Origin of the sequence: Streptomyces sp. NPDC101132 (assembly GCF_044759225.1) — a bacterium.
In the GTDB taxonomy this organism is placed as follows: Bacteria; Actinomycetota; Actinomycetes; order Streptomycetales; family Streptomycetaceae; genus Streptomyces.
The window spans coordinates 17,742-44,416 of the sequence record NZ_JBIVYX010000017.1 but is presented as its reverse complement, the minus strand read 5'-3'; the positions used below and the strand labels follow the sequence as shown (position 1 = coordinate 44,416).

The following is a 26,675-nucleotide window of genomic DNA, read 5'->3' as shown; positions in this document are numbered from 1 at the left end:
GACTGGGGCGGGGCGGGCGGCACGCTAGCAAGCGCCTAGGACGGCTTGCAATGACTCTGCCGAAAGTTGCTTGCCGGTCAGAACTGAAAACTTTCAATGAAGTCTTGTAAGTAGCTCAACCGGCGTGGTTGAGTTCCGGCCGTCAGTGCACGACCGCCGTGGCGAACAGGAGTGGCCCGACATGGAGTTGAACCGTCGAAGCGTGCTGCGGATGGGCGGCGGCCTCGCCGCCGCCCTGCCCGTGCTCACCGCCTGCTCGGGCAGTGGCGGCGACGCCGGCGGCGGCCGGGCGGGGGAGCCCGGCAAGGGTGCCATCACGGTCTGGTCCTGGCAGGGGCCGGCCGCCGAACTCAAAGCCCTGGTACCGGAGTTCAACAAGCGGTTCCCGGACATCCGGGTCACCGTCGAGGACATCGGCAACCCCGCCATCTGGGACAAGATCACCACGGCGCTCGCGGCCGGCGGCCAGGGCCTGGCCGACGTGCTCCACATCGGCGTGGACTACCTGCCCGGCTACGTGGAGAAGTTCCCCGGCGGCCTCGCCGACCTCGCCCCGCTCGGCGCCACCGCCCACGAGGACGCCTTCGCCCAGGGCCTCTGGGCGACCGTCAGCCCCGACGGCAAGCGCGTCAATGCCCTCCCCTGGGAGGCGAACTCGGCCGGCTTCTACTACCGCGCCGACCTCTTCGAGCGCGCCGGCGTCGACGCCGACGCCCTGACCACCTGGGACGAGACCATCGAGGCCGGCAAGCGCATCAAGGCCAGGACCGGCGCCCACCTCCTCGGCCTCGACAAGCCAGCCTCCCAGCCGGACGCCGCCAACTTCTTCCAGATGCTGCTCCAGCTCCAGGGCGCCTTCTACTTCGCCCTCGACGGCACCATCACCCTCGGCTCACCCGAGGCAGTCCGCGCCATGACCCTCATCAAGACCATGAACGACGCCGGCCTCGTCAGCGACCTCGCGGGCGGCTGGAACGCCCTGATGAGCTCCCTGAAGAAGGGCACCAACGCCGTCCAGCCCCTGCCCACCTGGTTCGGCGGCATCATCGAGGAGCAGGTGCCCGGCGAGGCCGGCAAGTGGGGGGTACGCCTGCCCCCGGCCGTCCGCCCCGGCGGGCCCACAGCCGCCACCGTCAACTCCACCCACCTCGCCGTCGCCGGCAGCAGCAGGCACCAGGCGGCCGCCTGGACCTTCGTCGAACACGTCCTCACCCGGCCCGCCTCCCAGGTGCGGATCTACCGCGGCAAGGGCATCGCCCCCGCCCTGATGAAGGCGTACGACGACCCGGTCTTCCACGCCCCCTCGCCGTTCTTCGGCGGCCGGAGGAAGGGCGAGGTGTTCCTGGCCGCCCTCAAGGCCCCCCAGTCCGCCACCAACTACACCGCCGACTACGCCCGCGCCCTCAAGCTCGTCACCGACGCCCAGACCAAGGTGCTGCTGAAGGGCGCCGACCCGGCCGAAGTGCTGGGGGAGGCGGCCGACCGGCTCGGCGAGCAGACGGGCCGCAAGGTCCGCTCATGACCGCCGCACCCGCCGCCGCACCCACCGCCCGCGCCACCGCCACACCCCTCGCGGGCCGGGGCGCGGGCCGCCGGCCGCGCCGCCGCGGGCGCGCCGCCCCGTACCTCTTCGTCCTGCCCGCCCTGCTGCTCTTCGCGGTCTTCAAGCTGTACCCGATCGGGCGCTCCTTCCTGCTCAGCCTGTACCGCAGCACCGGCGGCACCGAGCGGTTCGCCGGCGCCGCGAACTACACCCGGCTGCTCCACGACCCGCTCTTCTGGACCGCCCTCAAGAACACCGCGCTGATCCTCGCCGTCCAGGTCCCCGTGATGCTCGCCCTCGCCACCGGACTCGCCGTCGCACTCGACTCCCGGCTGCTCCGCGCCCGCGCCCTCTTCCGGCTCGGCTTCTTCCTGCCGATGGTCACCGGGCTGGTCGCCTACGGGATCGTCTTCTCGGTCCTGCTCAACCAGGAGTACGGGCTGGTCAACTGGCTGCTCGGACGCGTCGGCGGCGGCCCCGTGCCCTGGCTCACCGACCCCTTCTGGGCCCGTGTCTCCCTCGGCCTGGCCCTCACCTGGCACTACACCGGCTACAACGCCGTGATCCTGCTCGCCCGGCTCCAGACCGTCCCCGCCGAGCTGTACGACGCGGCCGCCGTCGACGGGGCGGGCCCCTGGGCCGCCTTCCGGCACGTCACGCTGCCCGGACTGCGCCCCGCCCTGCTGCTGACCGCCGTCCTGTCCACCATCGGCACCCTCCAGCTCTTCGACGAGCCGTACGTGCTGACCGGCGGCGGCCCCGACAACGCCACACTCACCATCGGCGTGTACCTCTACCAGAACGCCTTCAAGTTCTTCGACTTCGGCTACGCGTCGGCCATCGCCTACGCCCTCACCGTCCTCATCGGCCTGCTCGGCCTGATCCAGTTCCGGGTCCTGGGGGAGCGCCCGTGACCACCACCCGCCGTCCGACCACCCGCCGTCCCGCCCCCGGCGCCCCGGCCCGCCGCCGCGCCGGCAGCCTCCTGCTGACCTCCGCCCTCGCCCTCGCCCTCGCCGTGGTCGCCGTGCCCTTCGGCTGGCTCGTGGTCGCCGCCACCCACAGCTCCCGCGAGATCTTCGACAGCCCGCCGCCCGTCCTGCCCGGCGGCCGGCTGGCGGAGAACCTCGCCGCCCTGGAAACCGCCGCCGGCTTCGGCCGGGTGGTCCTCAACTCCCTGGTCAACGCCACCCTCTACACGCTGCTGGCCGGCGCCGTCTGCACCCTCGCCGGGTACGGCTTCGCCACCTACCGCTTCAAGGGCCGCGACGCCCTCTTCGCGCTGGTCATGCTCGGTCTCGTGGTCCCGGCCCAGGTCACCCTGGTCCCGCTGTTCACGATGATGGCCGACCTCCGCTGGCTCGACACGCCCCAGGCCGTGATCCTGCCCCACCTCGCCCTGCCCTTCGGCATCTTCCTGATGCGCCAGTCCATGGCAGCGCTCCCCGCCGAACTCCTCGACTCCGGGCGCATGGACGGCTGCGGCGAACTCCGCCTGTTCTGGCGCGTCGCCCTCCCGCCGATGCGGCCGGCCCTCGCCGCCCTGGCCGTCTTCCTCTTCCTCTACCAGTGGAACGACTTCGTCTGGCCGCTGATCGTGCTGCGGGACGGTGCCTCGTTCACCATCCCCGTCGCCCTCGCCTCCCTCCAGGGCCTGGACGAGACGGACTACGGCGCGATCCTCGCCGGCACCTCCGTCGCGGCGATCCCGATGGCCCTCGTGTTCCTGGCGCTGCAGCGCCACTTCGTCTCCGGCCTGCTCGCCGGCGCCGTGAAGGAGTGACCCGTGCAGTCCCCGTCCCACCCCCACCCCCAGTCCCACGCCCAGTCCCAGTCCCGGCTCCACGAAACCGAGCCCGTCACCACCGCCCTGCTGCCGCCCGCCCCCTACGCCCCGCTGCTCGACCAGGTCTCCCTCGCCGTCGTGGCACCCGGCGCCGCCGCCCCGCCCCGCTGGACCCTGACCGAACTCCCGGACGGGCCGCACCTGCTGGAGGTGCGGGCGGACGGCGCGCCCGTCGAGATCCGCTTCTCCGTCCCCCTCGGCGACGCCGCCGGCTACTGGCACCCGCAGGGCGGCTGGCGGCGCACCCTGCTCGCCGACTGGGCCGGCCGCTCCCGCGTCTCCCTCGTCGACGGGCACGCCGCCGGCTGCCTGTACGACCACTCCGGCGCGACCCTCCTCACCTTCGCCGCGGCCGACCCGGTACCCGAGGCCACCCTGCGCTTCGGCGTCTCCGAGGAGAACGACACCCACGTCGTCCACCTCACGCTGCCCCCCGCCGGCACGCCCCACCGGGTTCTGCTGGTGCCCCGCGCCCCGTCCGTCGCCACCGCCCTGCGCACCCTGCGGGCCTGGTTCGCCCGCGCCTTCCCGCCCATGCCGGTCCCCGACGGAGCCCGCACACCCGTCTACTCCACCTGGTACGCCTTCAACCAGGACGTCAGCGGCACCGCCGTCGAGACCCAGGCCGCCCTCGCCGCCCGCCTCGGCTGCGGGGCGCTGATCCTCGACGACGGCTGGCAGATCGGCGGCCACGGCCGCGGCTACGCGCGCTGCGGCGACTGGCGGCCCGACCCCGCCAAGTTCCCCGACTTCACCGGACACGTCGCCCGGGTACGGGCCCTCGGCCTGCGCTACCTCGCCTGGGTGGCCCCCCTGCTGCTGGGCACCGACGCACCCGGCCGCGCCTCCTGGGACCCGTACGCCCCCGCACCCGCCGGGGTGCCCGGCGGGCTGGTGCTCGACCCGCGCCACCCCGAGGTGCGCCGCCACGTCGTCGCCGTGTGCACCGCACTGGTCCGCGACCACGGCCTCGACGGACTCAAGCTCGACTTCCTGGAAGAGGCCCGGGTGTACGCGGGCGACGGCCGCGGGGACGTGGGCCGGGCCATGACCGTCCTGCTCACCGAACTGCGGGACGCCCTCACCGCCGTACGCCCCGACGTCCTGCTGGAGCTCCGCCAGCCGTACACCGGCCCCGGGATGACCCCGTACGGCACCATGCTCCGCTCCTTCGACTGCCCGGCCGACGCCACCGCCAACCGGGTCCGCACCCTGGACACCGCGCTGCTCGCGGTCGGCGGGGCCGTCCACTCCGACATGCTGATGTGGGCGCCCGGCGCGCCCGTCGAGGCGGTGGCCCGCCAGCTGATCGGCGCCTTCCACGCCGTGCCGCAGGTCTCCGTGCTGCTGGACCGGATCCCGGAGGCGCACCGCGCGGCGGTGGCGTTCTGGCTCGGCCGGTGGCGCCGGAACCGCGAACTCCTGCTGGACGGCGAGGTCGAGCCCGGCCGTCCCGACACCCTGTACCCCCTGGTCCGCGTCACGGCGGGGGACCGGAGCCTGGTGAGCGTGCACGGCGACCTCGTGGTGCCGGTCGACCTGGCCGCGTACCGGACGATCGAGCTGGTCAACGGCTCGGACCGGGACCGGCTGGTGCTGGACGTGCGCGGCGGCGGGGTGCCCGTACGGGTCGTCGTCCATGCCCCGGACGGCCGTATGATCGGGGACGCTCCGGCCGTCCTGCCGGAGGGGCCCAGCCCGCTGGCCGTGCCACGCGGCGGACTGGCGTCGCTCACGATCACGGAAGGACCGCGATGAAGGTCGGCATCACCGACGTCGCAGCCCGCGCGCAGGTCAGCGAGGCGACCGTCAGCCGGGTCATCAACCGCCGCCAGGGCGTGTCGAAGAAGACCCGGGACGCCGTCGAGCAGGCCATGGCCGAGCTGGGGTACGAACGCCAGACCCAGGGCCAGCTGGTCGCCGTGGTCACCGGCTTCGTCTCCAACCCCTTCTTCGCGGACGTGGCCGAGCGCGTCGAGTCGGCCCTCGCACCGCACGGCCTGAAGACCGTCCTCTGCCCGGCCTTCCCCGGCGGGGTGCCGGAGCCCGAGTTCATCTCCGCGCTGGTCGACAAGGGCGTGGCCGCGGTCGTGTTCCTGTCCGCCTCCAACACCCTGGAGGGCGCGGACACCGACACGTACGAGATGCTGCGCCAGCGCCGGGTCCCGTACGTCGGCGTCAACGGCGTCTTCGCGGACGGCGTGCCCACGCCGGTGTTCTCCACCGACGACGTGCTGGCCGCCGAACTGGCCGTCGACCACCTCCACCGGCTCGGGCACCGGCGCATCGGCATGGCCTCCGGCCCGTCCGGCAACCACCCCGCCGACCGCCGGGTGCGCGGCTTCCTGGACGCCATGGCCCGGCGCGGGATCGAGGACGCCGAGCGCTGGGTGATCCGCCAGTCGTACTCCGTCGAGGGCGGCCAGGCGGCCGTCGCCCCGCTGCTGGCCCGGGGCGCCACCGCCATCGTCGCGGCCAGCGACTACATGGCCCTCGGCGCGATCCGGGGCATCAGGCGGCAGGGGCGCTCCGTACCCGAGGACGTGTCCGTGGTCGGGTACGACGGATCCGCCATCACCGAGTTCACCGACCCGCCCCTGACCACCGTCCGCCAGCCCGCCGACCGCCTCGCGCTGGAGGTGGGGCGCAGCGTCCTGGCGCTGGTCGGCGGCCGCGAGGTGCCGGACGGCGAACTGCTCTTCGACCCGGAACTGGTCATCCGCGCCACGACGGCGCCGCCCCCGGGGGAGTAGGGGCCTCGGGACCGGTCTGCGCGGCGCGAAACACCCACCCGCGGTCAATCCACTCACCGGCCCGGCCTCCGCGCGGTCTCGGCCAACCGTCCGATTAGGATCAGGCCATTCTCAGTGGGGGGCCACCGGGCGGTCCGGCGCGCACGCGCCCGGTCCGGCACGCCCTCCCGCGCATCCGCCCCGGAGGGCCGCCTTGCCCCGTCACACCCGCGCGCGCCGCGCCGTCCCGGCGCTGCTCGCGCTCGGCCTGCTGGCCGCCACCAGCGCCTCGTTCGCCGGCCCCGGTACGGCGGCCGCCGCCGCGACCGCCGTGCCGCCGGTCACCGAGCTCGTCCTGGACGCGCCCGATCCGAACGCGGAACCCGGTGTCGACCGGCTGCTCGCCTCCGGCACCTCCGGCTTCCTGCACGTCCCGCCGGGCGCCGGCGCCCCGGTCTGGACCCGGTACGCCGACCTCGTCGGCGTACCGCTCCCGGCGACCGCCCCCGTGCCGGCCAGCCCCTCCCCGGGCTGGTACGGCCAGGGCGCCGACCTGGTCGCCCTGCCGAACGACGACGCCCCCGAGAGCCTGACCCTCTGGCGCCCCGACGGCTCCGCGCCCGTCACGGTCGACCTCCAGGGCCGGGAGTACGTGGGCACGTTCGGCTCCACGGTGATCACGCAGGACCTCTCCACCTCCGCCGTGGTGCTGACCGACTTCCCGTCCGGCGAGCGGCGCGACCGTACCGTCACGGGCCTGCCGCAGGGCGAGACCGTCAGCGTGTACGTATGGCCCGGCGGCGCGGGTGACACGGCGGGCGCGCTGCTGAAGTACCGGGTCAGCGAGGAGGGCGGGGCCGACGACACCCGCGCCGGGTACGTCGACTTCGCCTCCGCCGTCCTCACCGACGCCTTCGACGCGACGGAGGAGGCGATGCCCCTGCTCGACGGCACGCGGGCCGGCCTGCTGGACGGCCCCTACCTGGTCACCAAGGGGCGCACGGCCCTGACCGGCCCCGCCAGGACGGCCTCCTTCGAGGAGGAGAACAGCGAGCTGTACCGGCCGAAGTCCGCCGCCCTGCTCGGCGACCGGGTGCTGATCCACGGCGAGTACGAGGCCCTGTACGCCGCCCCGGTCGCCGGCGGCGCCGAGCGCACCGTCCTCCCCGCTGCCCTGACCGCCCTCGTCCCCACCCCCGACGGGCGCGTCCTCGCGGTCGGCGGCACCAACGCCGCGGACTGGTGGGTGCAGCGCATCGGCAGGGCCGCCGACGGCACTCCGCTGCCGGCGAAGTTGGCGCAGGTGCCGGGCCCCGGCTACCGCAAGACCGGCATCGCGATCAGCCGCGGCCTGCTGCGGGTGGCCGAGGACCACAACAGCACCGCCACCGACCGCACCAGCGTCTGGAAGATCGGCAGCTCGCCCACCGCCGGCCTGACGGCCTCGGCCCGTACCGCGGGCACGGAGACCGACGGCCCCTGCCCGGTGTCCTCGGTGAACTGCACCCCGCTGTGGGGCAACGCGGGCTCCGGCGGCGACGTGGTCCAGTACCGCGCGGACGTGGAGGGCGAGCGGGACCGGGTCATGGCCCTCGACAGCAGGGCGTACCTGGAGTTCGCCGAGACCACCGGCGGTTCGCTCGTCGACGTCTCCGACGGGTACGTCCTCTTCAACTCGGGCGGGGCGGCCCCGGCCCAGTACGTGGCCGAGTTCGGCCGCCACCTGCTCAAGCGTTCCGTCCGGACCGCCGCGCTCGACGCCGGTGTCCTGTGGAGTGCCACCTCCACGGCAGGCCGCCTGGAGAGGCGGAGCACGCCCACGGGCAGCCCGGTCACCGTGGAGACCGGCGCCCCCTGCGTGCCCAAGGAGCTCCAGGCCCGAGGCCGCTGGCTGTACTGGAGCTGCGGCAGCACCGGCCCCGCCGGCGTCTTCGACACCGTCGCCAAGACCGCGAAGGCCGTACCGGCCGGCGACGTGCTGCTCGGCGACGGCTTCACCGTGCGCCACGACCACACCGCCAAGGCCCTCGTCCTGACCGACGCGCGGACCGGTACCAGCCGTACCCTCGCCACCGGCGTGCCGGTCAAGGGGCCGGCCGTGGACCGCCGCGTGCGCTGGGCCGTCGACGAGTTCACCAACCTGGTGGCCTGGGTCGACGCCGACGAGAAGGTCCACGTACGGCCGGCCGGCATCGCCCCGTCGCCGCTCACGGTGACGGAGAGCGGCTTCGACCCCAGATCCTACGCCTGGGAGTTCCTGCTCAGCCGCCCGGTGACCTCCTGGACCATGACCCTCACGGACCTGGCCGGCACGCCCCTGCGGACCTTTGCGGGAGGCGCGACCCCCGGCCGCCTCGCGGTGGACTGGAACCTGAAGACCGCCACCGGGGCCCCCGCCCCCAACGGCGGCTACCGCTGGACCCTCAGGGCGGTCCCGTACGGGACGACGTCGGCCGTCACCGTCACGTCGGGCACCGGCAGGATCTCCGGCGGCGGAGCCGCCCCGCACGACTACGGCAACTACGAGGGCGAACCCGACGGCATCGGCGACGTCCTCGCCCACACCACCACCGGCGGCCTCCGCTTCGTGTACGGCGACGGGAAGGGCGCGTTCAACGGCACCGCCACCGGCTCCGGCTGGCCCGCCGGGATCCGCCCCGTACCGATCAAGGACATGAACGGCGACCGGTGCAACGACCTGCTGGTCCGCAACCCGGCCGGCGAGCTGCGCCGGTACACCCCCTCCTGCGGCAAGGCGGTCACCCCGTCCACCGCCAACAAGCTCATCGGCACCGGCTGGAACCAGTACGACGTGCTGACCTCGCCCGGTGACGTGACCGGCGACGGGCGCGGCGACCTGGTCGCCCGGAACGCCGCCACGGGCGCCCTGTACCTGTACGCACGCAACGCCGACGGCGTGTTCGCGGCCCGGACGCAGGTCCCGGGCGCGTACAAGGGCTACAAGCGGATCACCGGTGCCGGCGACCTCAACGGCGACGGACACGGCGACCTGGTCCTGCACGACACGGGCAACGAGCTGTGGCGGATGAGCGGCCTGGGCGGCGGGAGGTTCGCCGCGCCCGTGAAGCTGGCCGACAACTGGGGCACGGCGTACAACGCCCTGGCCGGCGTCGGCGACCTGACCGGCGACGGCCGGGCGGACCTGATCGCCCGCGACACCGCGGGCGTCGTCTGGCGCTACGCGGGCACCGGCAAGGGCACCTTCGGCTCCCGCGTCCGGATCGCCACCGGCTGGCAGGTCTACGCCGGCCTGTACTAGGACGGCGAGGGTGGCAACCCACGCTCCCGCGGGGTGCCACCCCCGATCCGTCTGGTAGACCGAGGTGAACGGGACCGCGCGCAGGTCGGGGCCCCTGTTCCCGGCCCGGAGGTCCTCGGGCAGCCGGTCCCGCAGGCTGGTCATCCGTCCCCCGACGCCGCTCTCCTGGCCGTCCCAGCCGAACCACGCGCCGAGCTTCCAGCGGGCGGCGAACAGGAAGCGCGTGACCGGTGCCCGGACCGGCTCGCCGGTGCCGTCGGCGAACTGGGCCACCAGGCGGGCGAGGTCGTCGGGGCCGCGGTCAGGGTCGAGACGCCGGCCGCCGCGCTCGGGGTGAGCAAGGGCGGCCCGTCGGCGCGCGGGCGGCCGGGCCGGAAAAGCGGTTGACCCCGGTCCGCCGCCGCCGGTCACATGATCCTCATGATCCCCACGGATGCAGGACCCGCGGCCCCCGGCGGCCAGGACGTCGGCGAGGACCTCGTACGGCGGCTGGTCGCCCGGCAGTTCCCCGAGTGGGCCGGACTCCCGGTGACCCGGATCCCCTCCGGCGGGACGGTCAACGCCATGTTCCGGCTCGGCGACCGCATGGTCGTACGGCTGCCGCTGACCGAGGGCGGTGCCGGGGACGTGGGGCTGGAACGGCGCTGGCTGCCGCGCCTCGCGCCGCTGCTGCCCACGCCCGTCCCCGAGGTGCTCGGTGCCGGCCGCCCGGCGGAGGGCTACCCCTGGCCCTGGTCCGTGTACGGGTGGCTGGCCGGCGCGAACCCCGAGGCCGGGGCCCTCGACGCGCCGGAACCGCTGGCCCGCGACCTCGCGGCCTTCGTCACGGCGATGCGCGGCGTCGGCCTGCCGGACGCTCCGCCGGCGTACCGGGGCGGACCGCTCACCTCGCTCGACGCCGCCACCAGGGGGGCCGTCGAGGAACTGCGGACGATCCCGGAGGAGGGCGTGGACTGCGACGGCCTGCTCGCCGTCTGGGAGGACGCCCTGGCCGCACCGGCCTGGGACGGGCCGCCGGTCTGGCTGCACGCCGACCTGATGCCGGGCAACCTGCTGGTCTCCGCGGGCCGGCTGACCTCGGTGATCGACTTCGGCTGCACCGGCGTCGGAGACCCGGCCTGCGACCTCTTCCCCGCCTGGAACCTGCTCCCGGCCGGGGCGCGCGAGGTGTTCCGCGACTCCCTCGGCGTGGACGACGCCACCTGGCGCCGCGGCCGCGGCCGCGCCCTCTCCCAGGCCGTCATCGCCCTGCCGTACCACCGGGGCGCGAACGCGCACATGGCCGGCAACGCACGCCACGTCATCCGCGCGGTCCTCGGCGGGGCCTGACCCCGCGCGGGACCGCGGCGATGCGGGACGTGCGCGTCCCCGGCCCGGACCGGGCCGGGGACGCGCACGCCGTCAGCGGGCCGGGATCAGCGGCGCTCGGGCAGGTCCGCCTCGGCCGGGTTCACCGAGAACCCGCGCGCGGCGGACCGGGCCGTCGGGGCCTTCTTGCCGCAGAACGCCGGCTCCAGCACGCCGCCCAGGGCCGTGTTGGCCACGCCCCGGTTCGAGGTGTTGGCCATCGCGGCCAGGCTGCGCTTGCCGTCCTTGGTCGCGAACGCGTACGTGTAGAAGCCCTGCACGGTGCCGGTGTGGCCGTACACCGACGTGCCGCACGACAGGTCGTACCGGCGCAGCCCGAGCCCGTAGTGACGGGTGTTCGTGGCGTCGGTCGGCGTGACCGTGGTCATGGCGTCGAGCATCTCCGGCTTCAGCAGCTTGCCGCCCAGCAGCGACTTCACGAAGGTGTTCAGGTCGGCGGCGTTGGAGATCATCGCGCCGGCCGACTGGCCCCAGGACACCGTCTGCTCGGTGGAGTCGACCAGCGGCGCGCCCGCCTCGTCGGGGTGCAGGTAGCCGCGGGCGTGCAGGCCCTTGATCTCCGTCTGCGGGTGCACGTACGAGGTGTTGCGCAGGCCGAGCTTCTTGATGATGCGGCGGTCGTACTCCTTGGCGACCGGGTTCCCGGTCAGCTTCTCGATGAGCATGCCGACCACCACGAAGTTGGTGTTCGAGTACTTGTACGCGACGCCGGGCTGGGTCGTACGCGGCTCGGCCAGCGACAGGTCCACCAGCTCCTGGTAGCTGAACTGGCGGTTCCGGACGGCCTCGAAGCCCGGGACCGTCTGGGCGAACATCTTCTCCGTGTAGTCCGCCAGACCGCTGCGGTGGGTCATCAGGTGGCGCACGGTGATCCGGTCGTCCGGCAGCAGTCCGGGCAGGTAGCTGTTGACCGGGGCGTCCAGCTCCAGCTTCTTCTCCTGCACCAGCTGCAGCAGCACCACCGAGGAGAAGGTCTTCGTCACGCTGCCGATGCGGAAGCGCGCCTTGGCGTCCATCGCGGCACCGCTGACACGGTCGCGGACGCCCACGGCGCGGCTCTTCGCACCGTCGGGGCCGGTGAAGCGGGCGAGCGCGCCCGGCGCGCCGTTGGCCATCGCGGAGTTGAGCGCCGCGACGACCCCGTCCAGGTCGGGCGCCGGGGTGGTGGTCCGCGGGGCGGCGGCGGGGGTGGCGGGGGCGGGGGCGGCGTACGCGCCGGCGGCGGGCACGAGACCGCCCACCAGAGCGGCGAGCAGGGTGGTGCTCACGGTCAGGCGTCGATGCGGCGACAGGGACACGTTGGTTCCTCGACTTGATCGTTACGGGTCGACAGGGCCGCCCGCGCGGGGCGGCCGGACCGGGGGTGCCGGGCACTGCGCGCCGGTCCCCAGGGGTCCACTGATCATGAGGGGTACCGGGGCGGACGGGTTCCTTCCGCTTCGGCGGGTTCCGGGCGGCGCCCGCGGCGGAGCACGTACTGGGCCGGCCGGGCCCACCCGATCGTGTGGCCTCGCGTGTCCCGGCCGTGGCGCTGAAGGGTGGCCGGTCCGTCAGGGGCCAGGGTGGCGGAGGCCGTTCCCCACGCAGGTGGTGGAGCAGTTCCCCACGCTAGGAGCAAACCCCATGCGCATTCGTACGACCATCGCCGCCGGTGTGCTGGCCGCCGCCGCCCTCGTCCTCGGCGGCGCGGGCGCCGCGTCCGCCGACTCCATCGCCGAGGGCATCGCGTACGGCTCGCCCGGCGTCCTCTCGGGCAACGTGGTCCAGATCCCCGTCCACGCCCAGCTGAACGTGTGCGGCAACTCGATCAACGTCATCGGCCTGCTCAACCCGGCCGCGGGCAACGTCTGCGTCAACGCCTGACGCACCGCTCCGGCCCGCCCGCAGCCCGCGGGTGACGCCGGCGCGCCGCGCCCGGGTGCCCCCGCACCCGGGCGCGGCCTCGTTCACCCCCCCCGCGGACCACCGCGTCCGCGGCTTGCGAACACGAGCCCCCGCGAAGTCCCCCGACGACGGGACCACCGCCCCATGTGCCCGGGACGCCCCCCGCCCGAGCATGAGCCCGTCCCGATCAACGGGCAACGACAGGGGGGCACATGAACCACCGCATACGCACCACCCGCACCGGCGGCGCCGGTCCGGCCGGCCGCACCGCCGCGCGCCGGAGGCTGGCCGCCGCACTCGGCGCCGGAGCGCTCACCGCGTCACTCGTGGCCGGCACCGCCGCCGCACAGGGCGGGCCGGTGGCAGCACCCGCGCCCGCCGCCCGGGCCGCCGCCACCACCGCGCACACCGGCCCCGTGCCCGGGGGCTTCGCGTCCTGGGCCGACCTGATGGCCCTGCAGAAGAAGCTGGACGCCGCCGCCGACCGCATCACCGCCACCCGGGCGGAGGGCTACGCCGGCATCGTCACCGCACCCGAGAACCGCGAACTGCGCCTGTACTGGAAGGGAGCGCTGCCCTCCCCGGTACGGAGCCTGGTCGCCGACATCCGGCGCAGCGTGCCCGTACGGGTGCTGCCCGCCGCCCACACCGAACGCGCCCTCCAGGCCGAGGCGGCCCGGCTCATCCGGCAGCCGGGGGTGCTCTCGGTCGCCCCGAACGCCGACGGCAGCGGCCTCACCGTGGCCACCGCCGGCACCGCGGCCGCGGACGGCCCGACCGCCTCGGTGCCCCTGCGGCGGACGGCCGAGCGCCCCGCACCCGCCTCGCGCGGCGCCGACACCTCGCCGTACTGGGGCGGCGCCCGCTGGAACGGCTGCTCCACCGGCTTCGCCGTGATCACCGGCACCGGCACCTCGGCCATGCTGTCCGCGGGCCACTGCGCCGACGACGGCGCGACCGCCCGCACCGGCGGCGGCACCACCATGGGCACGGTCTCCGGCACCAACAAGACCCGCGACACGCTGCTGGTCAACGCCACCTCGGCGGGCCGCATCTACGACGGCGGGGTCGGCACCGGCGAGTTCTCCAAGCCGGTGGCCGGAGCCCGGCGCAGCTACACCGGGGACTGGCTCTGCGACTCGGGCGCGTACTCGGGCGCCGTCTGCAACATCCAGGTCAAGGCCACCGGCCAGTGGATCAACATCGGCTACAGCGTGGGCCCGGTGGTCCGCGCCGAGCAGGTCGACCGCGTCGCGGCGGTCGGCAACGGCGACAGCGGCGGGCCCGTCTTCGAACTCGACTGGCCGGACCACCCCGAGCGCGTCATCGCCAAGGGCACCAACACCGCCATCGACCTCAACACGCAGGCCGCGTGCCAGGGCACCCCGGAGAGCGCGAGCCGCCGCTGCGCCTGGCGCTTCTACTACGCCGACGTGATCGGCGCCCTCACGTCCTACGGAGCCCGCATCGCGACCGGCTGACCGGCCGGCTCACGGCACCTGGGCGGCGAAGGCCTCGTAGGCCGGCTCGCCGAAGAGCACGAAGCGGACCTCCTCCACCGAGGTCGGCGTGGCCCGCACCGTCTCGACGGCGATGCGGGCGCCGTCGTCCAGGGGCCAGCCGTAGACGCCCGTGGAGATCGCGGGAAAGGCGACCGTACGCGCGCCCAGCTCGTCCGCGACGCGCAGTGACTCGCGGTAGCAGGAGGCCAGCAGGGCGGAGCGGTCCTCCTCGCGGGACCAGACCGGGCCGACCGTGTGGATCACCCAGCGGGCCGGGAGCTTCCCGGCGGTGGTGGCCACGGCCCGGCCGGTGGGCAGGCCCTTGCCGTAGTGGGAGGCCCGGAGGTCGCGGCAGGCGGCGAGGATCTCCGGGCCGCCCCGGCGGTGGATGGCGCCGTCCACGCCCCCGCCGCCGAGCAGCGAGGAGTTCGCGGCATTGACCACGGCGTCCACCTGCTGTTCCGTGATGTCGCCCCGCACCAGCGTCAGCTTCGTCATCGTCCCTCCCTCGGGGTCCGTCCCCCGGGGTCGCTGCCCGGGCCCGCGCCCGGGTGCCCGAGCCTACCCGGCGGGCCGGGAGCCCGGCGGGTTCCGTAGGCTGGAGGCATGACCGAGCGAAAACCACCGGGTGTCAGCTTCGAGTCGTTCGTGGACAAGCAGATCCGCGAGGCCACGGAGCGCGGCGACTTCAAGGAACTGGCCGGCTTCGGCAAGCCCCTGGCCGACGACACGGCCCCCTACGACGAACTCTGGTGGGTCAAGGGCAAGCTCCACCGGGAGGGCGTCTCCGTGCTGCCGCCCGCGCTGGCCCTGCGCAAGGAGGCCGAGGACGCGGTGGAGGAGATCGCCGGGGCCAGGACCGAGGCCCGCGTCCGGGAGATCCTCACCGCCGTCAACGAGAAGATCGCCGCGGCGGTCCGGATGCCGCCCCCGGGACCGCCCCTGAACCTCCGCCCCTTCGACGTCGAGGCCATGGTCCGGGAGTGGCGCGCCGCGCACCCCGGCTGAGCCCGCCGCGGACCCCGGCTCAGGTTTCCCGGGCCGGGGCGTACTCCGCCGCGTCCAGACCGAACGTCCACGCCACCCCCTGCCGTGCGGTCAGGGTGTCCGGCGGTACGCGCAGCCAGTACGTGCGGCTCGTACCGTCGGGCTCGGGCGTGGAGTTGACCACCTCCACCATCACCACGTCCTCGTCGTCCGGCAGGGGGATCCGCCACAGCACCCCCGTCCCGTCCCGGTGCACCGGCTCGGCCCCCGACTCGTCCAGGTACCGCTGGTAGCCGTAGTGCTCCAGCATCACCCGGCGCAGCTCCGCGTTCTCCTCCTCCCGGATCCGCTCGGGCGTCAGGGTGGCCAGGCCGGACAGCAGGTCGGCGGGCACCGGCATGCCGCGCCACGCGTACAGGGCGAAGCCGTCCGGGAAGGCGAGGGCGGGTCCGTCGCCGCGGTCCAGGCGGCCGGCCTCGTCCCGGTGCAGCTCCACCGGCCGCTCGCAGACCACGGCCAGCCGCTCGTACGGCCACCACCAGCCCGCGGCCGTGGCCACCGCCGCGACCCCCTCCAGGGGCGTGCCGCGGGTCGTGTCGTACGCGCTCAGCCAGGCCGCGTCGTGCTGGCCCAGGACGGCGTCCAGGAGCAGCAGCCGGACCTCCGCCTCCTCCGCGGGACCCTCCGTCAGCTCCTCGACCAGGCCGGTGCGGATCCGGTCGGCCAGCCGCTCGGTGTTCTCCCACAGGCGGGCCCCGGTCAGCGCCCACCGCCGGCTCCACCCCCGGGGCCCCAGCGCCTCGTTGAGCCGGGCACGCTCGGCCGCCCAGGGCGCGCTGCGGACCTGGTCCCGTACGCTCCGCCCGCGCGCCTGCGCGCCCCAGGCGCCGTCCGGGGCGCCGAGCAGCACCAGCGCGGCGCGCGGCGAGTCGGCCCACACGATCCGGGCGGGCTCGGCGAGTCCGGCCGTCCGGTACGCGAGCCGCACCCCCGCCTCCGCAGCCGCCCGGTCCGCCGGCCCGGTGGCGGCCGCGACCGCCCGCCACGCGTCCGCCGGCCGGTCACCCGCCCCCGTCGTCCCCGACGGCGCTCCGGTCCCCGTCCCCACTCCCGGCACCCCGTCCACCTCGGCCCCGTCCACCTCGGCCCCGTCCCTTCGTACGTGCGTCATCGCCTTCACCCTGCTCGCCCCCTCAGTCCTTCGGCCCGTGGATCCTTCAGTCCCCGGTGCCGTCCGCCACGTACGACGCGTCAGTCCGCCACGACGCGGACCGCGCCCGGCACGTACTCCCGCTGCCGCACCACCCGGTACCAGCCTTTCGGCAGCGGGATCGCGGCGTGCTCCTCGTGCACCACCCGCCCGCCGTCCGGGAGATGGAGCAGCATCGGCCCGAACGGGCCCGGCTCCCGCACCAGTCGGCCCGGCCCGAGCACCGCGTGCGCGTGACCGGTCACCTCGCCCAGCGCCAGTACCAGCCGCCCGCGCCCGTCCCTCGGCTCCTCCTGCGCGTCCGCCGCGTGCGCGGGCACCGCGGCCCCCGCGAGCGGCACGATCAGCACGTCCCCCTGCCGGTACATACGTGTCCCCTTCCCGCACGTCGCCCCCTGCGCCGTGCCGTTCACACAACGTACGGCCGGGGTCTGACAACGGGCCGTCCGCGGCCGGGGAGCCCGGGAACCCCGCCGGAACCGCCCCTGCCGCGGCCGTTGTCAGCGCCGCTTGCTACAACTTGCAGGCACGTCGGACGAGGCGTCCGGGACCGAAGAGGAACGGCGGGGACCATGAGTTACGCGAGGCATCTGCGGGAGTCGTACGGACTGCCCGTGTTCGACTTCCCGGAAGCCGAGGACCTGAAGGGCCTCGCCGCGCTGCCCGAGGCCGACGCCGTCGCCTGGCGGATCTCCTCCAACCCCTACGACGCCACCGAGAGCTGGCCCGCGGCCTTCGCCCGCTTCACCGCGGCCGTCGACACCACCCGCGTCAAGTCCCTGGTCGTCGGCGCCTGGGAGGAGGCGTACGACCGGGGCCCCGGCGACATCGTCGAGGCCCTCCTCGCCGCCCGGGACCGGCTGCCCGCCCTGCGGGCGCTGTTCCTCGGGGACATGGAGTCCGAGGAGTGCGAGATCAGCTGGATCAACCAGGGCGACGTCGGCCCGCTGCTCGACGGGTTCCCCGAACTGGAGGAGTTCGGCGTCCGCGGCGGCAGCGGCCTCGTCATCCCGCCGTTCACGCACGGGCGGCTGCGCTCCCTCACCGTCCAGACCGGCGGCATGCCCGCCGCCGCCGTCCGGAACGTCGCGGCCAGCAGCCTGCCCGCCCTGGAGCACCTCGACCTCTGGCTCGGCACGGACAACTACGGCGGGGACTGCGTCCTGACCGACGTGGAGCCCATCATGGCGGGCGACCGCCTGCCCGCGCTCCGGCACCTGGCCCTGCGCAACAGCGACATCCAGGACGAGATCGCCGCCGCCATGGCCGCCGCGCCCGTCGTCGCCCGGCTGGCGCACCTCGACCTCTCCATGGGCGTCCTCACCGACCAGGGCGGCACCGCCCTCCTCGGCGGCCAGCCCCTCACCCACCTCACCTCCCTCGACCTCCACCACAACTACCTCAGCGACCCGCTGAAGCAGCGCTTCCGCGACACCCTGGCAGGCGCCGGCGTCCGGCTCGACCTCGACCGCGGCCACGCCGACGAGGACGAATGGGACGGCCGCGTCTGGCGGTTCGTCGCCGTGGGCGAATAGCCACCACGGCCATGACACAGCACACGCCCCCGCGCTGGGCGGTCGTCGGCAACCCGGAGAACCGCCGCGTCGCCCTCTTCGGCCAGGCCCTGCACGACGCCGGGCTGCCCGCGCCCCGCGTCGTGCCCTGGACCGCCGTCCTGCGCGCGGGCGGTGCCGTGTTCGGGCCCGACGAGCTCGTACGCCTCGACTCGCCGGGGGAGAACCCCGAGGTCGACCGGATCCTGCGCGGACTCGACGACCCCACCCGCGTGGAGGGCGGCGCCCGGTGGTACGCCGGGTTCACCGCGGCCGTACGGTCCCTGACCGGCGGCGTGCGCCTCGACGACCCGGACGAGCTGGCCGTCCTCTTCGACAAGCGGCTCTGCCACCACGTCCTCGACGCGGCCGGGGTGCCCGTACCCCGCTCACCCACCTCGGGCGGCCGGACACCCGTCCGCGGCTGGGACGACGTGCGCGCCCTCATGGACGCCCACGCGATGCCGCGCGTGTTCGTCAAGCTCGCCCACGGCTCCTCCGCCTCCGGCATCGTCGCGGTCGAGACGGCGGGACGCGGCCGCATCCGCGCCACCACCGCCGTCGAGACCACCGAGGACGGCAGCCTCCACAACTCGCTGCGGGTGCGCCGCATCACCAGCGAACGCGAGACCGCCGCCCTCGTCGACGCCCTCGCCCCGGACGGGCTGCACGTCGAACGCTGGTGGCCCAAGGCCTCCCTGGCCGGCCGTACGGCGGACCTGCGCGTCGTCGTGGTGGCCGGCCGGGCCACCCACGCCGTGGTCCGCACCAGCCGGTCACCCATGACCAACCTCCACCTCGGCGGACTGCGCGGCGACCTCGCCGCGGTGGTCGAGGCGGCCGGGCCCCGCTGGGCCGACGCCCTGCGCATCTGCGAGCGGGCCGCGGCCTGCTTCCCCCGCACCGTCTGCGTCGGCGTCGACCTGCTGCCGGCCGTCGGCTGGCGGCGGTTCGCGGTCGCCGAGGTCAACGCCTTCGGGGACCTGCTGCCCGGCCTCACCGGCCTGCCCGGCAGCGGTGCCGAGGGCCTCGACACGTACGCCGCCCAGGTCGCCGCCGCACCGTCGTACGCGCGCGAGCGCGCACCCCTGCACCACCACCCGAGGAACCACCGTGCACCAGCCTGAGAACGCCCCGGAGGGGCCGGACATGAACGAGGTCGTCGGCCGCGACGACCTCCTCCTGCTCACCCTCGACACCCTCCGGTACGACGTGGCCGCCGAACTGGCCGCCGCCGGACGCCTCCCGAACCTCGCCCGCCACCTGCCCGGCGGCGCCTGGGAACGGCGGCACGCCCCCGGCAGCTTCACCTACGCCTCCCACCAGGCGATGTTCGCCGGCTTCCTGCCCACCCCCGCCGCGCCCGGCCCGCACCCACGGCTGTTCGCGGCCCGCTTCGCCGGCAGCGAGACCACCGCCGGACGCACCTGGGTCTTCGACACGCCCGACCTGGTCTCCGGCCTCGCCGCGGCCGGCTACCGCACGGTGTGCGTCGGCGGCGTCGGCTTCTTCAACAAGCAGGGCGCCCTCGGGGACGTGCTCCCCGGCATGTTCCAGGAGAGCCACTGGGAGCCGGAGTTCGGCGTGGCGTCCCCCACCTCCTTCGAGGCGCAGGTCGCCCGGGCCGAGCGGATCGTCGGCTCGCTCCCCGAGGAGCAGCGGCTGTTCCTCTTCCTCAACGTCTCCGCGCTGCACCAGCCCAACTGGTTCCACACGCCCGGCGCGACCTGTGAGGCCGGCGACAGCCGCGCCACGCACGCCGCCGCCCTGGAGTACGTCGACCGCCACATCGGCCGGCTCTTCGCCGCGATGGGCTCCCGGCGGCGCTGCTTCGCCATCGTCTGCTCCGACCACGGCACCACCTACGGCGACGACGGCTACACCGGCCACCGGCTCGCCCACGAGGCCGTCTGGACCGTGCCGTACGCCCACTTCTTCCTGGAGCACTCCGCATGACGCCCCCCGCGACCGAGACGCCCGCCGCGGCCGAGACGCCCACCGCAGCCGAGACGCCCACCGCGGCCGCGACCCGTACGGCGGAGGACACCGCCGGCCCCGTCCGCCCGTACCAGAGCTACGTCTACGCCTACCCGCACAAGACCGCGTACCGCCCGCTCCCCGAGCGGCCCGCCCTGCGCGACCTCTGGCGGGGCGAGGACAAGCAGGCACTCTCGCTCTACCTGCACATACCGTTCTGCGAGGTCCGCTGCGGCTTCTGCAACCTCTTCACCCGCATCGGCGCCCCCGACGGGCTCGCCGGCCGGTACCTCGACGCGCTCGACCGCCAGGCCGCCGCCGTCCGGGAGGCCCTCGGCGACGACGGCCCGGTCCGGTTCGCCAACGCCGCCTTCGGCGGCGGCACGCCCACCTTCCTCACCGCCGCCGAACTCACCCGGCTCTGCGACATCGCGGAACACCGCATGGGCGCCGACCTGCGCGCCGTACCCCTCTCCGTCGAGACCTCGCCCGCCACCGCGACCGCCGACCGGCTCGCCGTCCTCGCCGACCGCGGCGCCACCCGCGTCAGCATCGGCGTCCAGAGCTTCGTCGACGACGAGGCCCGGGCCGCGGTGCGCCCGCAGCGCCGCGCCGACGTCGAGGCCGCGCTCGGCCGGATCCGCGACGCCCGCATACCGGTCCTCAACATCGACCTCATCTACGGCATCGACGGCCAGACACCCGCCACCTGGCGCACCTCGCTGGACGCCGCCCTCGCCTGGCAGCCGGAGGAGCTGTACCTCTACCCGCTGTACGTCCGCCCGCTCACCGGCCTCGCCCGGCGCACCGCGCACACCGACCGGGAATGGGACGAACAGCGCCTGGCCCTCTACCGCCAGGGCCGCGACCACCTCCTCGCCCAGGGCTACGAACAGGTGTCCATGCGGATGTTCCGCAGCCCCGGCGCCGCCCCGCAGGGTCCCGACGACCACGCCTGCCAGACCGACGGCATGATCGGCCTCGGCTGCGGCGCCCGCTCGTACACCTCGGCCCTCCACTACTCCTTCGACTACGCCGTCGACATGGGGGAGATCCGGGCCATCATCGACGACTACACGGCCACCACCGACTTCGGCCACGCCGTGCACGGCCGGTACGTCGACGGCACCGAAGCGCGCCGCCGCCACCTCCTGCAGTCCCTCCTCCAGGCCCGCGGCATGCCGCTCGCGGACTACCGCGACCGCTTCGGCACCGGTCCGCACGAGGACTTCCCGGCCGAACTGGCCGCCTTCGCCGCCCGCGGCTGGCTGGCGGAGACCACGGACCCGGCCGGCGGCACCGGCCCCCTCCTGCGCCTCACCCCGGAGGGGCTGGCCCACTCCGACGCCCTCGGCCCCGCCCTCTTCTCGCCCGCCGTACGCGCCGCCATGGCCGCCTACGACCCGAAGTAGCCGCCGTGGACCTGACGATCCTCTACCGCGGCCCGCTCGCCTCCTGCGACTACGACTGCCCCTACTGCCCCTTCGCCAAGCGCCGGGACACCTCCGGGCAACTGCGCGCCGACCGCGCCGCGCTGGAGCGGTTCACCGCCTGGGCGGCGGAGCAGCGGGACGACCGGCTGTCGGTCCTCTTCACCCCGTGGGGCGAGGGCCTGGTCCGCTCCTGGTACCGCCGCGCCCTCGTCGACCTGTCCCACCAGCCGCACATCGCGCGCGTCGCCATCCAGACCAACCTCAGCTGCCGCACCGACTGGCTCGCCGACGCGGACCCGGCCACCGTCGCCCTCTGGTGCACCTACCACCCGGGCCAGACCCCGTACGACCGCTTCCTCGCCAAGGTCCGCGACCTCGCCGAGAGCGGCATCCGGCACAGCGTCGGGATCGTGGGGCTGCCCGAGAACCTGCCGCACGCCCGGCGGCTGCGCGCCGACCTGCCCGCCCACGTCTACCTCTGGGCCAACGCGGCCGAGGGCCACACCTACACCGACGCCGAGGCGGACGACTGGACCGCCCTCGACCCGCTCTTCCCGTACAGCCGGCACCCGCACCGCTCGGCCGGACTGCCGTGCCGCACCGGCGCGTCGGTGGTCTCGGTGGACGGGGAGGGCACGGTCCGCCGCTGCCACTTCGTCCGGGATGCGCTCGGCAACCTCTACGACGGCTCGTACCGCGCCGCCCTCGCCCCCCGCCCCTGCCCCCTGACCACCTGCGACTGCCACATCGGCTACGTCCACCTCGAGACCCTCCCCCTCTACGACGTCTTCGCGGGCGGCGTCCTCGAACGCGTCCCCGCCACCCCCACCGGACCCCGCCCCTTCGTCCCGTTGACCCGGGTACGTCCCCACGCGGATTGACGAACTCCGATTGGCAGGTGATACGACCACGACGACCGTGCCGAGAAGGTGTTCCGGCGCGCCCTGGCGGACTTCCCCGACGACCCGGACCTGCTCGCCGGCTACGCGGAACTGTGCCTGCGCACCATCCGCGCGGACCGCCCCGCGCGCAGCGACCGCGGACCGGCGCTGCTGAAGCGGCTCACGGCACTCGCCCCCAGGTCGGCGCAGGCCCGCCGGGTGGCGGCGGTGGCCGCCGCGCCGCACCACAACGCCGGGCTGGCGCGCGCCCGCGCCGTCCAGCGGCACGACCTCCGCGACGCCCTCGCCGCGGGCGACCCGCGCCGCGCCGCGGAAACCGCCCGGGCGCAGGCCGCCCTCCGTCCGGACGACGCGCGACGGGCGGTGCTCGCCGCGGGCCTCGGCGAACTGGCGCGCCCCTGGGCGGCCCCTCTGGTGCCGCTCGCCCGCTCGCCCTACGGATCGGACCTCGCCGGGTCGGCGGTCCTCGCCGTGCTGCTCCTCAACGCCGCCGCCCTCGGTCTCCCGGTCTGGGCGCTGGGCGGCGTGGCCCTGTTCGCGCGGCTGCCCGCGATCGTGCTAGCCGGCCGGCTCCGGGTCGCGCGGTGGCGCGGGGGACTCGCGGCCGCGGCGCACCCGGCGGTCGCCGCGCCCGCGCTGCCCGGCCTGCCGCCGGTACGTCCCACCGGGCGCGACCGGCTCCTGGCGGCGGCCTCGGCCGCCGTGGCGCTCGCCGGAGTCGCGGGCGCCGTGGTGGGGACGTACGCCGTCCACGCGTAGGACCGCGGAGGGACACGCGGTACGCGCCGTCGGCGGGTCGTCCCGCGTCAGAGGACGTTCATCAGGATGATCGCCGCGAGGTCCGCGAGGATCACGGCGACGACCCCGATCACCATGAACCACGCCTGGCGTGACTCGTCCATGCCGTCACCCGCCTCCCGGACCCGTGCGCCGGCCACCCGCGGGCCGTCACCGTGTGCCGGTCATCCGGGGCCCGTATTCCGGGGCCCGTGATCCGGGGCCGGTCATCCGCGGGCCCGTCGTCCGTGCGCCGGCAGACCGGCCGGCCGCGGACCGCTCGTACGCGCACCGGCCGGCCTCTGCCATCGTCCCCCGGCCGGCCCGGGACCACATCTCGGGCCGGCCGGGGCACGGAAACCGCAGGCCGGCCCGCGGGCGTCAGCCGCGCTCGCCCCGCCGGTCCCGCACCGGCCCCTCCGAGGGCCGGACGTGGCCCCGCGGCGTCGCCGGGTACGGGGCCTCCCGGGGCCGGTACGCCGGTGAGGGCCCGGGATCATAGCCGTGGCGCGGCGCCGGCTGCCCGCCGTACACCCCGTCGAAGCCGGCCTCCGGGGAGCCCTGGGCCCCGTACCCCGGCCCGTACCCGTGCGCCGGCGGGGCCTCGTACGCGTGCGCGGCCACCGGCACCGGTCCGGGCGGCGCCTCCGCCGGCGCGGCCACCGGCACCGCGAGGCTGCCGTAGCGCTCCATCCGCTGCCACCGCAGCCGCGAGCCCGCGATCGCGGTGAAGACCGACTGGATCACGACCAGGTACATCAGCTGGCGGTAGACGAACTGCTGGAGCGGCAGGCTCCACAGCGGCCCCGGCCGCTCACCGTCCAGCCGGAACGCGTACAGCCCCATCAGCACCTGGAGCATCAGGAACGCCGTCCACAGCCCCACGATCCGCACCGGATCGAGGAACACCAGCCCGTACACCGCGAACACGTCCACGACCGGCGCGAGCAGCGGCAGCAGCACCTGGAACATCAGCAGGTACACCAGCCCGCGCCGCCCCAGCTTGCCCGCCTGCCCGCGCTGCACCAGCGCCCCCCGGTGCTTCCACATGGCCTGCAGGGTGCCGTAGCACCAGCGGTAGCGCTGCCTCCACAGGGCGCCCAACGAGGCCGGCGCCTCGGTCCAGGCCCTGGCCCGCTCCTCGTACACGACCCGCCAGCCGTCCCGGCACAGCGCCATGGTCAGGTCGGTGTCCTCGGCCAGCGTGAGCCCGCTGACCCCGCCCACCCGCCGCAGCGCGTCGCGCCGGAAGGCACCCACGGCACCCGGCACGGTGGGCATGCACTCCGCCAGGTCGAACAGACGGCGGTCGAGGTTGAAGCCCACCACGTACTCGATGTGCTGCCAGCGCCCCAGCAGGCCGCCCCGGTTGACCACCTTGGCGTTGCCCGACACGGCACCCACGCGCGGGTCCGCGAAGGGCTGGACGATCATCCGGACGGCGTCGGGCTCGAAGACGGTGTCCCCGTCGACCATGACGAGCAGGTCGCAGGAGGCGGCGGCGATGCCGGTGTTGAGGGCGGCCGGCTTGCCGGCGTTCTCCTGCCGGACGACCCGTACGCCGGGCAGTCGCAGCGCCTCGACGACGTCCGCCGTGCCGTCGGTCGAACCGTCGTCCACGACGATCACCTCGACCGGATGGTCGGAGGCCAGCAGCGAGCGGACGGCTGCCTCGATCCCCGCGCTCTCGTTGTACGCCGGGACGATCACGCTCACCGGCTCGGTGACCGGCGGCCCCCAGGGCTTCCGGCGCACCCGCCTGTGCCGCCGCGCGGCGACGAACACCGCGACCGCGCGGAGCGCGCTGATCGCACCGGCCGCCCACAGCAGCCAGGACAGCCCCTCCAGCACCCGGTCACTGGTCCGCAGCGCGGCGATCAGCGCGGAGCCCTGCCATGCGTACGCGGTGGTGGCGGGCCGTTCCGCCCGCGGCAGGGAGACGGCCTCGCCGACCGTGGTGAACCGCCACCCTGCCTTCTGCAGCCGGGGGACCAGCAGGTCGAGCGCGGCGACGGTCTGCGCCCGGTCGCCGCCCGCGTCGTGCAGCAGCACGATCTGGCCGGCCCGGCCCGAGGGGGTGGCGTTCGAGACGATCCGGTCCACGCCCGGTCGCCGCCAGTCCTGGCTGTCCCGCGTGGTCAGCACCGTGAGGTAGCCCTCGTGCCCGGCCTGGGCGACGGCGTCCCAGTCGGCGTCGGTGAGCGCCCGGTTCGAGGCGGAGTAGGGCGGCCGCAGCAGCGGGGTGGTGATCCCGGTGGCGCCGGCGACCACCAGCTGGTTCTGGCGCAGTTCGAGCGTGCGCCGCCAGGGGGAGGCCGCGCCGAGGTCGGTGTGGGTGAAGCCGTGCAGGCCGATCTGGTGCCCCTCCGCGACGATGCGGCGGGCCAGGCCGGGGTGCTCGGCGACTCGGGTGCCGACGGTGAAGAAGGTGGCGTGCACCCCGTGCCGCCGCAGCACGTCGAGGACCTTCGGGGTCCAGACCGGGTCCGGGCCGTCGTCGAAGGTCAGGGAGACCGTGCGGGCCGCCGGGGCGGTGGTGCGGGCGGAGGCGCCCTCGACGACCGGCCCGCCGGAGCCGACCGCGGCGGGCACGGAGGCGGCCGTCGCGGGCTCGCGGGGGGCCGCGTCGGGGGTGCGGTCGAACAGGTGCTGGGTGTAGCCCTGGAGGAGCAGCGCCGCCGAGAGGGTGAGCACGAGGGTGGTCAGCAGGATCCAGTGCGCGCGAACGGGGACGTCGCGGACGCCGGAGTGCCGGTCGCGGGCCCGCCGGCGGGTGGTGGTGGCCAAGGGGGAGTGCTTCCTGTTCTGCCTGCTGCGGTGGGGGCGACGGGGCGGGGGCGTGGGGGCTACGGCTTGGCGGTCGGCTTGCCGTTGCCCTGGCCCGGCGGGGAGGTGGGCCGGCCGCGCCCCTGGCCGGGCGGGGTCGGCCTGGCGGTGGGGCCGCCGGTGGTCCGGGTGGGCGTGGGCGCCGTCGGGGGCGCCGTGGTGGGCGGCGTGGTGGGTGTGGGGCCGCCGGTGCCGGCGGTGGCCCCCGGCCTCGGGGAGGGGGCCGCCGCGCGGGTGGCCGCAGGCGCGGTGCGCGGGGCGACGCGCTTCGCGTCCCCGTGGGTCGGACCGGGGCTGGTGGCACCGGCCGTCGGGCGGGCCGGCTCGGGGCTGCGCGGTCCCTGGGCGGAGGGCAGGAACGGCGCCTCGATCGTGGGGCCGCCGAGGAGGGTGCTGGCGAGCAGGGCGACGTACGCCAGCGCGGGAACCGTCAGCAGGTACCCCCAGCGCCGCACCCGTCGGTGCCTGCGGCCCGAGGCGTCCACGAACACCGGCCGGGCTTCGGGCACGCCCTCCGGCCGCGGGTCCGGCACCGCCCCGGGCGCGTCCGCGCCGTCGAGGAGGAGCTCCATGGTGTCGTCGTCCTGGATGCCTGGGGGTCGGTGCATGCGGGGATGGCCTCGGGGGGATCGCGGGGGCGGACGGGGTGTCGTCTCATGCCCTACAGCGCTGGCGGAGCCCCAGATGTCACTCCCGGCTCCACGGGCGACGGGTGCACGCCGGCCGTGCCGCTTCCCGGGCGTACGACTCGGCCGGACATGTCCGTCAGCACCCGGAGCATGCGGTTCCCGGACGCTTCGGCCCGCCCTGTCCCAGTCCCCCCGGCCCCCTGTCCCTGTCCCCCCGCCCCCCTGT

Annotated in this window: 22 protein-coding genes; 16 read left to right on the top strand and 6 right to left on the bottom strand. The window is 75.2% G+C overall.

The genetic code is table 11. The features are described from left to right. The first annotated feature begins 181 nt into the window (after window positions 1–181). The 7 genes from ACIQUR_RS30585 to ACIQUR_RS30555 all read left to right on the top strand — a co-directional run bounded on the left by ACIQUR_RS30585 (window position 182) and on the right by ACIQUR_RS30555 (window position 10,730). Window positions 182–1,522, top strand: coding sequence for an ABC transporter substrate-binding protein (locus ACIQUR_RS30585; protein ID WP_403671222.1), 1,341 nt, complete (start codon window positions 182–184; stop codon window positions 1,520–1,522). Next, window positions 1,519–2,457, top strand: a complete 939-nt coding sequence (locus tag ACIQUR_RS30580) for a carbohydrate ABC transporter permease (protein ID WP_403671219.1) — start codon at window positions 1,519–1,521, stop codon at window positions 2,455–2,457. The genes ACIQUR_RS30585 and ACIQUR_RS30580 overlap by 4 nt, the downstream gene beginning before the upstream one ends. Beyond that, window positions 2,454–3,326, top strand: a complete 873-nt coding sequence (locus tag ACIQUR_RS30575) for a carbohydrate ABC transporter permease (RefSeq protein ID WP_403671217.1) — start codon at window positions 2,454–2,456, stop codon at window positions 3,324–3,326. The genes ACIQUR_RS30580 and ACIQUR_RS30575 overlap by 4 nt, the downstream gene beginning before the upstream one ends. Window positions 3,327–3,329: 3 nt before the next feature. After that, a complete protein-coding gene (locus tag ACIQUR_RS30570) occupies window positions 3,330–5,147 on the top strand; it encodes a glycoside hydrolase family 36 protein (RefSeq protein ID WP_403671214.1) in 1,818 nt (605 codons plus the stop codon). Beyond that, window positions 5,144–6,142, top strand: a complete 999-nt coding sequence (locus tag ACIQUR_RS30565; protein WP_403671212.1) for a LacI family DNA-binding transcriptional regulator — start codon at window positions 5,144–5,146, stop codon at window positions 6,140–6,142. Before ACIQUR_RS30570 ends, ACIQUR_RS30565 begins: the two co-directional genes overlap by 4 nt. Before the next feature lie 193 nt (window positions 6,143–6,335). Next, window positions 6,336–9,401, top strand: a complete 3,066-nt coding sequence (locus ACIQUR_RS30560) for an FG-GAP-like repeat-containing protein (RefSeq protein ID WP_403671209.1) — start codon at window positions 6,336–6,338, stop codon at window positions 9,399–9,401. 420 nt (window positions 9,402–9,821) lie between these two features. Continuing rightward, window positions 9,822–10,730 carry an aminoglycoside phosphotransferase family protein gene (locus tag ACIQUR_RS30555; protein WP_403671206.1) on the top strand — a complete coding sequence of 303 codons (909 nt, stop codon included), beginning with the start codon at window positions 9,822–9,824 and terminating at the stop codon, window positions 10,728–10,730. A gap of 86 nt (window positions 10,731–10,816) precedes the next feature. Here the strand turns inward: ACIQUR_RS30555 and ACIQUR_RS30550 are convergent, their stop codons facing one another. Continuing rightward, window positions 10,817–12,067: a serine hydrolase domain-containing protein gene (locus ACIQUR_RS30550; RefSeq protein ID WP_403671203.1), complete on the bottom strand. Its 1,251-nt coding sequence runs from the start codon at window positions 12,065–12,067 to the stop codon at window positions 10,817–10,819. Window positions 12,068–12,392: 325 nt separating this feature from the next. On the opposite strand from ACIQUR_RS30550, the gene ACIQUR_RS30545 reads away from it, so the two are divergent. Together ACIQUR_RS30545 and ACIQUR_RS30540 are read left to right on the top strand one after the other, a co-directional pair. Continuing rightward, on the top strand, window positions 12,393–12,632 hold the full coding sequence (locus tag ACIQUR_RS30545; RefSeq protein ID WP_403671200.1) for a chaplin: 240 nt from the start codon (window positions 12,393–12,395) through the stop codon (window positions 12,630–12,632). Between the two features lie 233 nt (window positions 12,633–12,865). Then, complete coding sequence (locus tag ACIQUR_RS30540; protein WP_403671197.1) at window positions 12,866–14,134, top strand: hypothetical protein; 1,269 nt, start codon at window positions 12,866–12,868, stop codon at window positions 14,132–14,134. A gap of 9 nt (window positions 14,135–14,143) precedes the next feature. Here ACIQUR_RS30540 and ACIQUR_RS30535 read toward each other — a convergent pair whose 3' ends face one another. Continuing rightward, window positions 14,144–14,653, bottom strand: a complete 510-nt coding sequence (locus ACIQUR_RS30535) for an O-acetyl-ADP-ribose deacetylase (protein ID WP_403671194.1) — start codon at window positions 14,651–14,653, stop codon at window positions 14,144–14,146. A gap of 108 nt (window positions 14,654–14,761) precedes the next feature. Here ACIQUR_RS30535 and ACIQUR_RS30530 point away from each other — a divergent pair, with 108 nt between their 5' ends. Then, a complete protein-coding gene (locus ACIQUR_RS30530) occupies window positions 14,762–15,163 on the top strand; it encodes a DUF1992 domain-containing protein (protein ID WP_403671191.1) in 402 nt (133 codons plus the stop codon). Window positions 15,164–15,182: 19 nt separating this feature from the next. Here ACIQUR_RS30530 and ACIQUR_RS30525 read toward each other — a convergent pair whose 3' ends face one another. Together ACIQUR_RS30525 and ACIQUR_RS30520 are read right to left on the bottom strand one after the other, a co-directional pair. Continuing rightward, window positions 15,183–16,313: a DUF6745 domain-containing protein gene (locus ACIQUR_RS30525; protein ID WP_403671189.1), complete on the bottom strand. Its 1,131-nt coding sequence runs from the start codon at window positions 16,311–16,313 to the stop codon at window positions 15,183–15,185. Window positions 16,314–16,393: 80 nt separating this feature from the next. Further along, a complete protein-coding gene (locus ACIQUR_RS30520) occupies window positions 16,394–16,720 on the bottom strand; it encodes a hypothetical protein (RefSeq protein ID WP_403671186.1) in 327 nt (108 codons plus the stop codon). Between the two features lie 204 nt (window positions 16,721–16,924). Here ACIQUR_RS30520 and ACIQUR_RS30515 point away from each other — a divergent pair, with 204 nt between their 5' ends. From ACIQUR_RS30515 to ACIQUR_RS30490, 6 genes are read left to right on the top strand one after another with little or no spacing between them, the layout of a single operon-like run. After that, the gene (locus ACIQUR_RS30515) at window positions 16,925–17,887 is read left to right on the top strand and encodes an STM4015 family protein (protein WP_403671183.1); all 963 of its coding nucleotides are present in this window, start codon (window positions 16,925–16,927) and stop codon (window positions 17,885–17,887) included. Window positions 17,888–17,898: 11 nt separating this feature from the next. Further along, complete coding sequence (locus tag ACIQUR_RS30510) at window positions 17,899–19,032, top strand: STM4014 family protein (protein ID WP_403671180.1); 1,134 nt, start codon at window positions 17,899–17,901, stop codon at window positions 19,030–19,032. 22 nt (window positions 19,033–19,054) lie between these two features. Continuing rightward, entirely contained in the window at window positions 19,055–19,861 is an 807-nt protein-coding gene (locus ACIQUR_RS30505; protein WP_403671509.1) for an STM4013/SEN3800 family hydrolase, read from the top strand. Then, window positions 19,858–21,294, top strand: coding sequence for an STM4012 family radical SAM protein (locus ACIQUR_RS30500; protein ID WP_403671177.1), 1,437 nt, complete (start codon window positions 19,858–19,860; stop codon window positions 21,292–21,294). Before ACIQUR_RS30505 ends, ACIQUR_RS30500 begins: the two co-directional genes overlap by 4 nt. Window positions 21,295–21,299: 5 nt before the next feature. Continuing rightward, complete coding sequence (locus ACIQUR_RS30495; protein WP_403671174.1) at window positions 21,300–22,196, top strand: STM4011 family radical SAM protein; 897 nt, start codon at window positions 21,300–21,302, stop codon at window positions 22,194–22,196. A 48-nt stretch (window positions 22,197–22,244) separates the two neighbouring features. Then, window positions 22,245–22,976 (top strand): hypothetical protein, encoded by a 732-nt coding sequence (locus tag ACIQUR_RS30490; protein WP_403671172.1) that lies wholly within the window; start codon window positions 22,245–22,247, stop codon window positions 22,974–22,976. A 399-nt stretch (window positions 22,977–23,375) separates the two neighbouring features. Here the strand turns inward: ACIQUR_RS30490 and ACIQUR_RS30485 are convergent, their stop codons facing one another. After that, window positions 23,376–25,781 carry a bifunctional polysaccharide deacetylase/glycosyltransferase family 2 protein gene (locus ACIQUR_RS30485; RefSeq protein ID WP_403671169.1) on the bottom strand — a complete coding sequence of 802 codons (2,406 nt, stop codon included), beginning with the start codon at window positions 25,779–25,781 and terminating at the stop codon, window positions 23,376–23,378. A gap of 59 nt (window positions 25,782–25,840) precedes the next feature. After that, entirely contained in the window at window positions 25,841–26,428 is a 588-nt protein-coding gene (locus ACIQUR_RS30480; protein ID WP_403671166.1) for a hypothetical protein, read from the bottom strand. Window positions 26,429–26,675 lie beyond the last annotated feature (247 nt).

Coding starts and splice junctions, on each gene's coding strand:
- ACIQUR_RS30585 (WP_403671222.1), top strand. CDS start 182: ATGGAGTTGAACCGTCGAAGCGTGCTGCGGATGGGCGGCGGCCTCGCC.
- ACIQUR_RS30580 (WP_403671219.1), top strand. CDS start 1,519: ATGACCGCCGCACCCGCCGCCGCACCCACCGCCCGCGCCACCGCCACA.
- ACIQUR_RS30565 (WP_403671212.1), top strand. CDS start 5,144: ATGAAGGTCGGCATCACCGACGTCGCAGCCCGCGCGCAGGTCAGCGAG.
- ACIQUR_RS30555 (WP_403671206.1), top strand. CDS start 9,822: ATGATCCCCACGGATGCAGGACCCGCGGCCCCCGGCGGCCAGGACGTC.
- ACIQUR_RS30545 (WP_403671200.1), top strand. CDS start 12,393: ATGCGCATTCGTACGACCATCGCCGCCGGTGTGCTGGCCGCCGCCGCC.
- ACIQUR_RS30540 (WP_403671197.1), top strand. CDS start 12,866: ATGAACCACCGCATACGCACCACCCGCACCGGCGGCGCCGGTCCGGCC.
- ACIQUR_RS30535 (WP_403671194.1), bottom strand. CDS start 14,653: ATGACGAAGCTGACGCTGGTGCGGGGCGACATCACGGAACAGCAGGTG.
- ACIQUR_RS30530 (WP_403671191.1), top strand. CDS start 14,762: ATGACCGAGCGAAAACCACCGGGTGTCAGCTTCGAGTCGTTCGTGGAC.
- ACIQUR_RS30525 (WP_403671189.1), bottom strand. CDS start 16,313: ATGACGCACGTACGAAGGGACGGGGCCGAGGTGGACGGGGCCGAGGTG.
- ACIQUR_RS30520 (WP_403671186.1), bottom strand. CDS start 16,720: ATGTACCGGCAGGGGGACGTGCTGATCGTGCCGCTCGCGGGGGCCGCG.
- ACIQUR_RS30515 (WP_403671183.1), top strand. CDS start 16,925: ATGAGTTACGCGAGGCATCTGCGGGAGTCGTACGGACTGCCCGTGTTC.
- ACIQUR_RS30510 (WP_403671180.1), top strand. CDS start 17,899: ATGACACAGCACACGCCCCCGCGCTGGGCGGTCGTCGGCAACCCGGAG.
- ACIQUR_RS30505 (WP_403671509.1), top strand. CDS start 19,055: ATGAACGAGGTCGTCGGCCGCGACGACCTCCTCCTGCTCACCCTCGAC.
- ACIQUR_RS30500 (WP_403671177.1), top strand. CDS start 19,858: ATGACGCCCCCCGCGACCGAGACGCCCGCCGCGGCCGAGACGCCCACC.
- ACIQUR_RS30480 (WP_403671166.1), bottom strand. CDS start 26,428: ATGCACCGACCCCCAGGCATCCAGGACGACGACACCATGGAGCTCCTC.